This window comes from Flavobacterium sp. (assembly GCF_027483985.1).
Lineage (GTDB): Bacteria > Bacteroidota > Bacteroidia > Flavobacteriales > Flavobacteriaceae > Flavobacterium.
This window is the reverse complement of the sequence record NZ_JAIXTJ010000043.1, coordinates 111,561-126,052: the sequence shown is the minus strand read 5'-3', so window position 1 is coordinate 126,052 and position 14,492 is coordinate 111,561. Positions and strand designations below refer to the sequence as shown.

The window sequence follows — 14,492 nt, the reverse complement described above, 5'->3', positions numbered from 1 at the left end:
TTTCTACTAAATTTGTTTTGATTAACAAAAAAGTTTAACCAACAATTAATAACTATTATTATGAACAAATCAGAATTAATCGATGCTATTGCTGCTGACGCAGGAATTACAAAAGCAGCAGCAAAATTGGCTTTAGAATCATTTTTAGGAAACGTAGGAACAACTTTGAAAAAAGGTGGAAGAGTTTCTTTAGTTGGTTTCGGATCTTGGTCAGTATCTCAAAGAGCTGCAAGAGATGGAAGAAATCCACAAACTGGAAAAACTATCCAAATCGCTGCTAAAAATGTAGTAAAATTTAAAGCTGGAGCAGAATTAGAAGGTTCTGTAAACTAATCTAGTTTATATTTTATATAGAAAACCATTCTTAACCGAATGGTTTTTTTTTACCCTAAAATTTGGTTTTATAACTTTTTTTCGTACATTTAATTCAAATTGCGTCACTATGACTTCAGAAAAACTTCGAAAAGGGCAACTTTTAATAGCAGAACCATCCATAATTGGCGATCTGTCTTTTAACAGATCAGTGATATTATTGGCAGATCATAATCAAGAAGGTTCCGTAGGATTTATTTTGAACAAACCTTTGGAATACACCATTAACGACTTACTTCCTGAAATTGATGCTTCGTTTGTAATCTATAATGGCGGACCAGTTGAACAAGATAATCTATACTTTATTCATTCCATACCTGAACTAATTACAAATAGCATTGAAATTTCTAACGGCATTTTTTGGGGTGGTGATTTTGAACTAACTAAAAACTTAATCAACGAAGGTAAAGTCAATAAAGAAGATATTCGTTTTTTCTTGGGCTACACCGGTTGGGCCGCCAACCAACTCGAAGAAGAACTTGTTGCCAATTCTTGGATTATTACTACAAACAACTATCAAACTTCTATTTTAAGTAAATCGTCAAAACAATTCTGGAAAGAAAAAATTATAGAATTAGGCGGTGAATACATCATCTGGTCTAATGCACCTGAAAATCCAATATTAAATTAAAGCATTGATTTTTTCTAAAATCGCTTTAGATACCCTAGTTTCATAAGATTTTTTACGATACTTAGTAACAGGTTGAATTCCTGTAATCATATTAGTTATAAATAATTCATCAGCTTTTTGCAAATCAAATGGAGATATTGATTGTTCAAGAACCTCAATATTTTCTACGTTTTTTGCAACTTGAAGCACCTGTTTTCTCATAATACCATTCAAACAACCATCTTCTATTGGCGGAGTAATTAATTGGTTTCCAAGCAACATAAATAAATTACCATTTAAAGCTTCTACTACATTTTTTTCATTGTTAAGTAACAAACAGTTTTGCAAATCGTTTTCATCTGCAAAAATACTACCCGTGACATTGATCATTTTATTGGTTGTCTTGATAGTAGAAAGTAATTGTTTTGTAATATAAAAATCTTTGTATAAATCAACTTCATACATCGCATCAGAAAACGAATAATGAATATCAGCTAATGCAGCCACTTGAATTATAAACGAAACCGTCCTAGTTTGAGGTAAATAATAACCGCCATCATTTCTAAAAACAGTAATTCGCACTCTGGCCGAATTTTGATTATTAGTGGCTGCAACCAAGTTTAAAACTTGCTCTTCAAGATATTCTAGCGTAAAATCACTTGGAATTTGCATTCTAACAATTCGCATCGATGCCATTAATCTAAAATAATGATCTTCAAAAAACAGGATTTTATTGTTAACTATTTTTAGAGTTTCAAAAACACCATCGCCATATAAAAAAGCTCTGTTAGAAGTAGATAAAGTGGTATCAGAAGATAAAATTTCGCCGTTGTAATTAATCATAAAAAAAACTCGCCTTGCTTATAGAACAAGACGAGACAAATATAAGTTTTAAAAATGATTTTATACTGAACCAATAACATGTTTTAAATCGGAAACTTGATTTTCCCAAAGTTGTCTCGATTCATCAATTTCATCCTCTAGCGCAAAATCAACTACCATTAAGGAAACATCTTTGGTGATTTCATCTTCAAGAATTCGTAATTCAAAAAAATACTCTGTATCCTTTTTGTTCTCGTCAATCCATTTGAATTTAACTTTTTCACCTGATTTTTTTGAAGCCAATCTAGCATGTTCTTCGGTATCATCCCATTCAAAAGTAAAAAACTCACCTCTTGAATTTACAATATCAGCAAACCATTCTTGCAAACCTGATGGTGTTGAGATATACTGATACAATAATTGTGGTGAAGAATTAATTGGAAATTCTATTTCGTAACGTACTTTTAGTGACATAATATAATTTTTGCGAAATATATAATTTTTATTTAAAAAAGAGGTAAATAAAAAAAATATTTTTTTTTAAATTATTATTTGGACAATGTTTTATTTGGCTTATATTTGCACCCGCATTCAGGGAATGCCATATCAGGCGAGGTAGCTCAGTTGGTTAGAGCGCAGGATTCATAACCCTGAGGTCACGGGTTCAACTCCCGTCCTCGCTACTAATATCAAAACGATGATTATAAACGATTTAGACTTTCTAAATCGTTTTTTTATGTCTAAAATTTTTATACATTTACAAAAAGTGCACGATACAGTACACGATTTTCAATTTAATGACTTCAAAAACCTTTGAAAATTATATTAAAATTAAAAAAAATCTAATCTAAATAGATATGGATTACTTAAATCACCATTCTGGATTTTTTGACTTATTACAATTAAAAATGAAAAGCATCGTAAAACTCCTTTTGTCAATTTTATTTTTATTAGCCAGTATAACTAATTATGGAAACATTCAAATAAAAAAAAATAAAGCTCAAAAAGAATATTTAAAAAATTTACATATAATTCAAGATTGTATGTACAAAGGCAAAAAAGTTCCAGGTGAAGTATTTAATAGTGCAATATTTTTTTTAGAAACTACCACAAATATTAAGTCAAATTATAGTTATGGTCGAGAAGTTTTTGCTACTCCAACCGAACAAAATATTAAAGATTGGAAAAACTGGTATAAAAGAAATAAAACTTTACTATATTGGGATCAAAATGACCAAAGGGCAAAAGTAAAATATAATTATTTATAAAAAATTGATATAAAAAAACGCCATCTCGGAATGACACATAGCTCGTTATTGAGTTATAAATCGAATTAATTACAAATGTTAAAAATTTATTATCTAATTTGCGTTGATGCCATTGTAAAAGCGAAAGAAGTAAACAATCATAATTGGAAATTTGCAACACTAATGTATTTGTCTGCATTTTCAAGTTTATTTTTTATGTCTTCAATAATAATTAGCGAGAAATTATTTCTGAATGATTTTAGTTACTCATTATTTACCAAAAACCAATTGAAGGATTTGTCTTATGTCAAAATGCAAGCGGTTTTACTGTATTTTGTTCCAATGATACTACTAAATTATTTACTGATTTTTTTCAACAATAGATATGAATGGTTACTATTAAAATATAAACCCCGCAAAGGAAAGTACATTACTGGATTTATGATATCAAGTATAACTCTAGCTTTAATTTGTATTTTTATATAATTAAAAAAGGACATTCTTTTTAAACATTTAGTAGTAGCTTATAATTTTGATGGATTTAATTTTTGTTTCTTTTGGTCTAAGTATAGCATTCCTATTCATGTATAAAATTGAATGGCTATTCCATATAAAATCATTTGTTTTAGTATTTTTATATACAATTCTATTATTTGGATTGTCATATTTGTTGTTAGAATACAATATAGGAACACCGAGAATTATTAGTACTTTAAAAATGCCATTTTTATCAATTACCATTTTTATCAATTACCATTTTTAAATTACTTACGGTTTTGTTTAAAATTATTTACAAAAGAAACCCTGAAAACACAGCTTGGACATTTACTAAAAAACCTGTCGAAGATGTATTGTTTTCTATCATATTTTGGTTTTTAGGAGTTGGATTACCTATTTTCCTGATTTAAGTAGTTAATAGTAATATGGTCATGCTTCAAAGTTAGCGATGACTTCTTTTGAAACATCTAACAAATTCTTAAAAAAAATAATTGTAAAAAAGACAAGTTATGTAGTTTACATTTTTTAATAAATACTGGTGTACATTTGTATTCTGGTAAAAGTATAGGGGAACATATCGATGATTAAACTTTTTGAATATATATTTTTTCGTGTTTATATAAAATACGAAAATTGGGGCGAGAGCAACCCACAACTTTATGCGGAATGCGTTATAAGTCTTTTACAAGTATTAATTTTACTTGATATTATAATAATTTTAGAAATTTTTAATATTGTTTTGTTAGCTGAAATTTATGTAAAGATAATTTTAGGTGTAGGTTCTTTATTATTCTTGTATTACAATAAAAAATACTTTTTAAAAAACAAAAATAGAATCATTAGCCAATACAATATCAATCTTTATAGTACTCAAAGCAAAATAATAATTTTAACAGTTATTACAATTATTATTGGTACACCTTTAACACTTGGTTTAATGAAAACAAAGTTTTAGCAAAGATTTCAAAGCTAGTGATAAGTTATTTTTTAATAAAATATTATATGTATAACCCTGAGGTCACGGGTTCAACTCCCGTCCTCGCTACTAATATCAAAACGATGATTATAAACGATTTAGACTTTCTAAATCGTTTTTTTTATGTTTATTTTTTTTTACATTTATAAAAAGTGCATGATACAGTACACGATTTTCAATTTAATGACTTAAAAAAATTGATTGCGTACCTAGATTCTACTCTAGCTATTCTTAGCAAATTTCATATTAATATCTTAAAAAATGTGACTTACTATAACTTACGCAGATACTTTGGTGTAGAACAAAACAAAAAAACAGGAGTAACATTTAAGCAATTCTTATAAAATAAGCAATCTCTTAACTGCCTATATCTCTTTAAAACTTTGCAAATCTGTAGTTTAATAGTTAAATTTAATTGCTATAGTACTTTTAGTAAAAATGTAATGCTTGAAACACTTTTTTTAGCATTTATAACTACACAAAAAAGTGTGCTAGTTGATTTAATATTTTCAAAATAATTATTTTATAAAATTGTAAGATATTTACTCAATAAAACAATAAATAAATCATTTTAACGACAATAAATGCATTTAATCGATAAATTATTTTGTTAGATTATAAGTATTTTTTAGGTTTGTGCCTCAAAACCCTATTAAAATGAAAAAAATTACGTTATTTTTAACTTTATTTACTTTGATGACTTGCGTTTCTGTGGCGCAATCTGTTCAGTTCGGACAAAGTAAAGTTCAAGACATTAGCTCTGTTTACAAGAGAGTTAAGATTGACAAAAAGACGCCAAATCTTTTCGATAAACTTAATGATGCCGGAGTCGATGTGGCTTGTGGTGTCTATTTTGCTGAAAATCACATCGAAATTGAATTGTCGGAATATGAACTTAACAGAATATCTGAAAATGGTATTAGTTATGTTGTTTTAATTGAAGACATGACTAAATTCTATTCTGAAAGAGCTACTAAAGACATGCCAATTGCGCAGATGGAATTGCAGAAAGAAAAGTTAGCTGGAATGGCTAACAGGTCGTCTAGTGTTAAAAGTACGGTAATAAAAAATATTGGGCAACATGATGATTGTAGTGAATTAACTTGGAATACTCCAACAAACTTTACACTACCATCAACATTTGGAGGATGCTTAACCTATTCTGGTATGGTAGCTGAATTGGATAAAATGAGAAGTTTGTATCCAAATTTAATTTCAGTTAAAGCCAATGCATCGCCGACAAATCAATTAACGCACGAAGGAAGAATTGTATATGTTGTAAAAATATCTGATAACCCAGATACAAACGAATTAGAGCCACAAGCGTTAACAACTGGTATGACGCACTCAAGAGAGGTATCAAGTTTGATGAATCAAATTTTCTACATGTGGTATTTACTTGAAAATTATAATTCAGATCCGTTCATCAAAAACCTTGTTGACAATACCGAATTGTATTTTATTCCAGTTGTAAATCCTGATGGATTAGTTTGGAACCAAACTATCGCTCCTAATGGTGGAGGAATGCAAAGAAAAAATTTAAGAGCCGGAATTTGTAACCCTGGAGGAACAGCAGCAACAAATAACACGAGAGGTGTTGATATCAATAGAAACTTCGGATATCAATATGGTTTAGTTGGATCGTCTGCAACACAATGTGACAATACTTATAGAGGTACTGGAGCATTTTCTGAGCCAGAAACTCAAATTATGAGAGATTTCATTGTTTCTAAAAATATTAAAACTGCTTTAAATCACCACGCTTACTCAAATCTACTGCCGCATCCGGTAAATGGTAGAGCAAGCACTCCTACTGGTAGAGAAAACGAATATGCAAAATTCTGCCATGACATGACACAATATAATAGGTATGTTTATGGACCAGCTCCAAGCGTACTTTATGCAGCTAGTGGTGATGCAAGTGACTGGATGGCTGGTGGACCAGCTGATGCTACTGGAAATACAGGTTCGGGCAAAAATGTATTAGCAGTTTCTCCAGAAAATGGTGCTCCTGCCGGTGAAGGTGATTTTTGGCCTTCTCCAACATTAATTACTACCATTGCAAAAAGAGCAATGAGAATGAATTTCATAAATTCTTACTATAGTGGAAAATATGCAAAACTGCACGATTTAACCCAATCTAATATAACAAGTTTAAATTCTAATTTAACTTTTGGTATTGAAAGACTTGGTCAAACACCTTCTGGTTATACATTAACCGTTACACCAGTTTCATCAAATATTACTTCTATAACCTCGCCTGCAGTTCAAACAGGAATGACCATTCTTGAACAAAGAAATGTTACTGCAGCTTTGGTTTTATCGCCTTCAATTTTACCAAACCAAAAAATTGAATATAAAGTAACTTTGAGCAATGATAATTATGTATTGTACGAAGCTAATTATGTAAAAATTTACAACCCGACCGTTCTTTTTAATAATCTTGACAGTGATGTTTTAACTAAATGGACTCAAACTGGAACTTGGGTAACAACAACTAGTCCTTTTACAGGAACAACTTCAATTAGTGATAGTGCTGCTGGAACAGCTTACGCTAATTCTACTTCAAAAGCATTAACAACTACTGCTAACATAAATTTATCTGGAGCTCAAAAGGTTTTAGTTCAATATTATGCAAAATGGGATTTAGAAAGAAATTTTGACTTAGTGCAAATTCAAGGTTCCGTTAATGGTACAACTTGGACAACACTTTGTGGAAACTACACAAAACCAACCTCAACTTCTTCAACAAATCCTCATGCAACAAAATCTGCTAATAGTAATGCTCAAAGTACTAATGGTGGCGGTGGCGTATTATATGATGGTGATACAAGAGGTAAATGGGCAATGGAAGAAATTGTCATTGACGCAAATAACAACTCTTTTTTAGTTGGTGCGACTGCTGCAAAATTTAGATTCAGACTTATTTCTGATAATTCTAATGCTGCCGATATGTACAACACAACATTCGATGGTTTCTATTTTGATGATTTTAAAGTTATCAAACAGATTTCAGAACCACCAGTTGCCATTTGTAAAAACGCTACTTTAGCATTAGGTGCAGGTGGAACATTGACCGTTTTACCAGCTGATGTAAATAATAATTCTACAGACGATATTGGAATAACTAATTTTTCAGTATCCCCTAATACTTTTAATTGTACGCAAAGAAATACCACGCAAAATGTTACTCTTACTGTAACTGATGCTGATGGACAAACTAGCTCTTGCGTTGCGACAGTAACTATAACAGATCCTAATCCAGTTGCTGGAACTGTATCAGTTAACCAATCAATTTGTACAGGTTCGCAACCAGCTAATATCACATTAACAGGAAGCGCTGGAACAATTCAATGGCAATCATCAACTGATAATACAACTTTTACTAATTTATCGGGACAAACTACGGCTACTTTAGCTGGTTCTGCTATTGGTAATTTAACTGCAACAAGATATTACAGAGCAGTTATAACAAACGGAAATTGTGGAACTACAGTAAACTCTAATGTTGTAACAGTGACTGTTAGACCTAATTCTACTATAACTTCTACAAATCCTACATCAAGACTTACAAATTCTGGTGCATTTACGTTAACTGTAAATGGTACTAACTTTGTAAGTGGTGAATCAATCGTAAGATGGAATGGAACTAACAGAACAACAACTTTTGTAAGTGCAACTCAATTGACAGCGAATATAAATGCTGCTGATGTTTCAACTGCTGGAACAGCGAACATAACTGTTTTCAATACTTGTAACTCGAGTGTATCAAATACTTTAACCTTTACAATTAGCAGTAATTGTACCGCACCAGTTCCAAACGTAGCTTCATTACCAACAGTAAATGCTCAATGTTCGGCTACAGTAACTGCTCCAACGGCAACAAGTAATTGTTATGGAACTATTACGGCTACCACTGTTAATCCAACAACTTATAACGCACAAGGAAGTTATGTAATTAATTGGACTTACAATGATGGTAATGGAAATACATCAATGCAACAACAAACAGTTGTTATAAGTGATACAACCGCTCCTGTAGCAAATGTAACCAACCTACCTGCTTTAACAGGTCAATGTTCTGTAACAGTAAGTCAAACACCTACTGCAACAGATAATTGTATGGGTACAATAAACGCTACTACAACTGATCCATTATCTTATTCTGTTCAAGGAACTTACTCAATATTATGGACTTATACAGACAATAGAGGTAATCAATCATTTCAACAACAATCGGTTGTAGTATCAGATACTACAGCGCCAGTTAGAAATGTAACTACACTTCCAACGGTAACTGGACAATGTTCTGCAACGGTAACCGCTCCAACTGCAACAGATAATTGCGCCGGACAAATTACTGGAACAACAACAGCACCATTAACTTATAACACACAAGGAACTTTCAATATCACTTGGACGTATAACGATGGTAACGGAAATACCTCAACACAAACTCAAACGGTAATTGTTGATGATACTACTGCTCCAGTAGCAAACGTAACTAATCTTCCAACAAGAACTGGTCAATGTTCGGCAACTGTAACGGCTCCAACTGCTACAGATAATTGTGTTGGACAAATTACAGCAACTACAACATCACCGTTGACTTACAACACGCAAGGTACTTTCAACATCACTTGGACTTACAATGACGGTAACGGAAATACTTCAACGCAAACTCAAACCGTTATTGTTGACGATACTATTGCTCCAGTAGCAAATGTAGCTTCTCTTCCAACGGCAAGTGGACAATGTTCGGCAACGGTAACAGCGCCAACCGCAACTGATAATTGCGCTGGACAAATTACTGCTACTACAACATCTCCATTAACATACAATACTCAGGGAACTTTCAACATTACTTGGACTTATAACGATGGTAACGGAAATACCTCAACACAAACTCAAACGGTTATTGTTGACGATACAGTTGCTCCAGTAGCAAACGTAACGAATCTTCCAACGGTAACTGGTCAATGCTCGGCGACAGTAACTGCTCCAACTGCAACGGATACTTGCGCTGGAACTATTACTGGAACTACAACATCACCATTGACTTACAACGCTCAAGGAACTTACAACATCACTTGGACGTACAACGACGGAAATGGAAATACTTCAACACAAACTCAAACAGTAGTTGTTGATGATACGATCGCTCCAGTAGCAAATGTAGCATCTCTTCCAACAGTGACTGGTCAATGTTCTGCAACAGTAACGGCTCCAACTGCAAATGATAATTGTGCTGGTACAATAACTGGTACAACAAATTCGCCATTAACATACAATACTCAAGGAACTTTCAATATCACTTGGACGTACAACGATGGTAACGGTAATACCTCAACACAGAACCAAACGGTAATAATAAATAATACAAATCCTCCTACTCCAACAGTAGCAACACTACCAACTGTAACTGGTCAATGTAATGCAACTGTTACAAATGTTCCAACAGCATCTATTTGTTCAGGAACTGTAAATGGTACTACAAACAATCCTTTAACTTATACAAGTCAAGGAACTTATACTATTGTTTGGACGTACAATGATGGAAACGGAAATACTTCAACACAAAACCAAACGGTAATTGTTGATGATACTATTGCTCCAGTAGCTAATGTTGCTTCACTTGCAACAGTAACTGGTCAGTGTTCTGCAACAGTAACTGCTCCAACGGCAACTGATAATTGTGTTGGTCAAATTACTGGAACTACAACTTCTCCATTGACTTACAACGCTCAAGGAACTTATAATATTACTTGGACGTACAATGACGGAAACGGAAATACTTCAACGCAAAACCAAACAGTAATTGTTGATGATACTATTGCTCCAGTAGCAAATGTTGCTTCGCTTTCTACAGTAACTGGTCAGTGTTCTGCAACAGTAACGGCTCCAACAGCAACTGATAATTGCGCAGGACAAATTACTGCAACTACAACTTCTCCATTGACTTATACTACTCAAGGAACATTTAACATTACTTGGACGTACAATGATGGAAACGGAAATACTTCAACACAAACTCAAACGGTTATTGTCGATGATATAGTTGCTCCAGTAGCAAATGTAACTTCTCTACCAACAGTAACTGGTCAATGTACTGCTTCAGTGACTGCTCCAACAGCAACTGATGATTGTGCTGGAACTATAACTGGAACTACTACTTCTCCATTGACTTATAATGCTCAAGGAACTTATGAAATTACTTGGACGTACAATGATGGAAACGGGAATACTTCAACACAAATTCAAACAGTAATTGTTGATGATACTATTGCTCCAGTAGCAAATGTAATTTCTCTTCCAACAGTAACTGGTGAATGTTCTGCTTCAGTGACTGCCCCAACAGCAACTGATAATTGTGCTGGTACTATTACTGCCACAACTACAGATGTTTTAACTTACAACACTCAAGGAACCTTTAACATTACTTGGACGTACAATGACGGAAACGGAAATACTTCAACACAAACTCAAACGGTTATTGTTGATGATACAGTTGCTCCAGTAGCAAATGTTACTCCTCTTCCAACAGTAACTGGTCAATGTTCTGCAACTGTAACGGCTCCAACGGCAACTGATGCTTGCGCTGGAACTATAGTTGCAACAACTTCAGATCCTTTGACATATACTAACCAAGGAACTTACAACATCACTTGGACTTATGACGATGGTAACGGAAATACTTCAACGCAAATGCAAACGGTTACTGTTGTTAATGGCGGAAATGTAATTACATTCTACCAAGATTTAGACGGTGATTCATTTGGAAATGCAAGCGTATTCATTCAAGATTGCGCACAACCTATTGGATATGTTACTGATTCATCAGATTGTAATGATAATCAAATTCAATATGCAGATAATGACAATGACGGATTTGGTTCTACAACTCAAGTAGCTTGTGGTGTAACTAACAATACCGATTGTAATGATAACAATCCAACGCAAAATGTATTAATCACATACTACCAAGATTTAGATGGTGATGCTTTTGGTAATCCAAATGTTTCTATCCAAGATTGTTCACAACCAATTGGCTATGTTTTAGACGCATCAGATTGTGATGATACTCAACTTCAATATAATGATGCTGATGGTGATGGATTTGGTTCTACTACTATCGTAGCTTGTGGTGTACCAAATAATATCGATTGTAATGACACTAACGAAAACCAAAATGTATTAATTACGTTCTACCAAGATTTAGATGGTGATACTTTTGGAAATCCTAGCGTTTCTGTTCAGGATTGTTCACAACCAGTTGGATATGTTATAGATAATACTGACTGTAATGATACTCAAATACAATACGCAGATAATGATGGTGATGGTTTCGGTTCAATGACACAAGTGGCTTGTGGTGTAACCAATAATACTGATTGTAATGATGATAATCCAACACAAAATGTATTAATCACTTTCTACCAAGATTTAGATAACGATACATTTGGTAATCCAGCAGTTTCAACTCAGGCTTGTACACAACCAGTAGGATATGTTTTAGATGCATCAGATTGTAATGACAATCAAATCCAATACGCAGATTTAGATGCTGATGGATTTGGTTCAACAACTCAAGTAGCTTGCGGTGTAACTAACAACACAGATTGTAACGACAACCAATTAACTTATGCTGATAACGATGCTGATGGTTTTGGTTCTACAACTCTTGCAGCTTGTGGTGTAACTAACAATACAGATTGTAACGATAACCAATTAACTTATGCTGATAACGACGCTGACGGTTTTGGTTCAACAACTCTTGCAGCTTGTGGTGTAACTAACAATACAGATTGTAACGATAACCAATTAACTTATGCTGACAATGATGCTGATGGTTTTGGTTCAACAACTCTTGCAGCTTGTGGTGTTATTAATAACACAGATTGTAACGACAACCAATTAACTTATGCTGATAACGATGCAGACGGTTTTGGTTCAACAACTCTTGCAGCTTGCGGTGTTACTAATAACACAGATTGTAACGACAACCAATTAACTTATGCTGATAACGATGCTGACGGTTTTGGTTCAACAACTCTAGCAGCTTGTGGTGTAACTAATAACACAGATTGTAACGATAACCAATTAACTTATGCTGATAACGATGCTGACGGTTTTGGTTCAACAACTCTTGCGGCTTGTGGTGTAACTAATAACACAGATTGTGACGATAATAATCCATCTCAAAATGTATTACTAACATTCTATCAAGATTTAGATAACGACACTTTTGGAAATCCAGCAGTTTCAACTCAAGCTTGTTCTCAACCTGTAGGTTATGTTACAAATAATTTAGATTGTAACGATACTCAAATTCAATACGCAGATGTAGATGGCGACGGTTTTGGTTCAACAACTCAAGTAGCTTGTGGTGTAACTAATAATACAGATTGTAATGATAATAATCCATCTCAAAACGCATTAGTAACATTCTACCAAGATTTAGATGGTGATACTTTCGGAAATCCAGCAGTTTCAACTCAAGCTTGTTCTCAACCTTTAGGTTATGTTACAAACAATTTAGATTGTAATGATAATAATGCAGCATCTAATGCATTGAACACTTATTATCAAGATTCAGATAATGATGGTTTTGGTAATCCAAATGTATCGCTTCAAGCTTGTGCGCAGCCAGTAGGTTATGTATTATTTGGAACTGATTGTGATGACACTAGAGCAAACGTAAATCCAAATGCAACAGATGTATGTTACGATGGATTAGACAATGATTGTAATGGTATAATTGATAACTCTTGTACTCCAATTGTTACAACATTAGCACCAGCAACGTGTGGAGTAACTTTAGCCGGTTGGTATTCAACGATAACAGCTATATGGTCTAACAACGCGCAGGGTTACAGATTTAGAATAACAAAAGTTGATGCTAATACTAATGCGCCTATTGCACAATCTATAGTAGTTGATCGTCCTGTAAATAATATTTCTTTAGCAAATATTGCAGGTACAACTTACAATTCTAGATACCAAATTGAAGTAGCGGTGAAATTCAATAACGTATGGCAACCATTTTTTGGCGCACCTTGTTTTGTTGACACTCCTAACCCAACAAGCGCAATTAGTACGCAGTGCGGAGCTACATTAACAGCTTTCAATCAATGGGTTACTGCAGATGCAGTTGCTGTTGTTTCTCAATACAGATTTAGAATTACAGAAATGAATGCTAATGGAACAGTGCCAACAGGAACACCTGCACAGGTAATAACTTCTAACAGTAATAAATTTAATATGACACAACTTACTGGAGTTTTCCATAATACATTCTACAGAGTTGAAGTTGCTTTAAGAAATACTGATGGAACATTCTTACCATATGGTTCAGCATGCAATGTTAAAACTCCTGCGTATCCAACTACACAATTATTATCTAATTATTGTAATGGATATAATGTAACTAGTAATACAGAATTTATTGCTGCATCACCAGTATCTAATGCGACACTATATCGTTTTAGATTGTTCAATGCATCTGGTTACGATACAATGTTCACAACTACTGCTAACAAATTTAATTTAAATAACTTCCCAGGAATTACATCAGGAACTTATTCAGTACAAGTGTCTGTAAAACTTCCTAACGAACTTAATTTTGGTCCTTACGGTTCAACTTGTTCAATAATCAAACAAGGAACAAGCAGTAGAATTGTTACTGAAGAAAGTTTAGATGAAGTAGCATTTGAAGTGGCAGTATATCCTAATCCATTTACTAATAACTTTAATATTAAAACTAATGCAATTTTCAATAAAAACACTTCAATAACAGTTTATGATTTAACTGGAAGACAAATTGAAAAAATTAATTTAGAGGCTAATGAACTTGAAAACGTTGCCATCGGAGCATCATACCCAAGTGGTGTATATTCAATGATCGTAACACAAGGAAATAATACTAAAATGATTAGAATTATAAAACGATAGTCTAATACACTTCAAG

At 33.2% G+C, this 14,492-nt stretch carries 7 protein-coding genes and 1 tRNA gene; 6 read left to right on the top strand and 2 right to left on the bottom strand.

The window, feature by feature from the left end:
* Positions 1-60 precede the first annotated feature (60 nt).
* Together Q0050_RS11870 and Q0050_RS11865 are read left to right on the top strand one after the other, a co-directional pair.
* Positions 61-333 (top strand): HU family DNA-binding protein, encoded by a 273-nt coding sequence (locus Q0050_RS11870; protein ID WP_298395959.1) that lies wholly within the window; start codon positions 61-63, stop codon positions 331-333.
* 109 nt (positions 334-442) lie between these two features.
* Positions 443-1,003 carry a YqgE/AlgH family protein gene (locus Q0050_RS11865; protein ID WP_298395956.1) on the top strand — a complete coding sequence of 187 codons (561 nt, stop codon included), beginning with the start codon at positions 443-445 and terminating at the stop codon, positions 1,001-1,003.
* On the opposite strand, the gene Q0050_RS11860 is transcribed toward Q0050_RS11865, so the two are convergent.
* Both Q0050_RS11860 and Q0050_RS11855 read right to left on the bottom strand, forming a co-directional pair.
* Positions 995-1,825: an aminotransferase class IV gene (locus tag Q0050_RS11860; protein ID WP_298395953.1), complete on the bottom strand. Its 831-nt coding sequence runs from the start codon at positions 1,823-1,825 to the stop codon at positions 995-997. The genes Q0050_RS11865 and Q0050_RS11860 overlap by 9 nt on opposite strands.
* A gap of 60 nt (positions 1,826-1,885) precedes the next feature.
* Complete coding sequence (locus Q0050_RS11855; RefSeq protein WP_298395950.1) at positions 1,886-2,278, bottom strand: START-like domain-containing protein; 393 nt, start codon at positions 2,276-2,278, stop codon at positions 1,886-1,888.
* 135 nt (positions 2,279-2,413) lie between these two features.
* On the opposite strand from Q0050_RS11855, the gene Q0050_RS11850 reads away from it, so the two are divergent.
* The 4 genes from Q0050_RS11850 (at position 2,414) to Q0050_RS11835 (ending at position 14,476) form a co-directional block, all read left to right on the top strand.
* Positions 2,414-2,487 (top strand) — tRNA-Met (locus Q0050_RS11850).
* 174 nt (positions 2,488-2,661) lie between these two features.
* Positions 2,662-3,072: a hypothetical protein gene (locus Q0050_RS11845; RefSeq protein ID WP_298395947.1), complete on the top strand. Its 411-nt coding sequence runs from the start codon at positions 2,662-2,664 to the stop codon at positions 3,070-3,072.
* A gap of 75 nt (positions 3,073-3,147) precedes the next feature.
* Positions 3,148-3,537 (top strand): hypothetical protein, encoded by a 390-nt coding sequence (locus tag Q0050_RS11840; RefSeq protein WP_298395944.1) that lies wholly within the window; start codon positions 3,148-3,150, stop codon positions 3,535-3,537.
* Between the two features lie 1,645 nt (positions 3,538-5,182).
* Complete coding sequence (locus Q0050_RS11835; RefSeq protein ID WP_298395942.1) at positions 5,183-14,476, top strand: M14 family zinc carboxypeptidase; 9,294 nt, start codon at positions 5,183-5,185, stop codon at positions 14,474-14,476.
* Positions 14,477-14,492 lie beyond the last annotated feature (16 nt).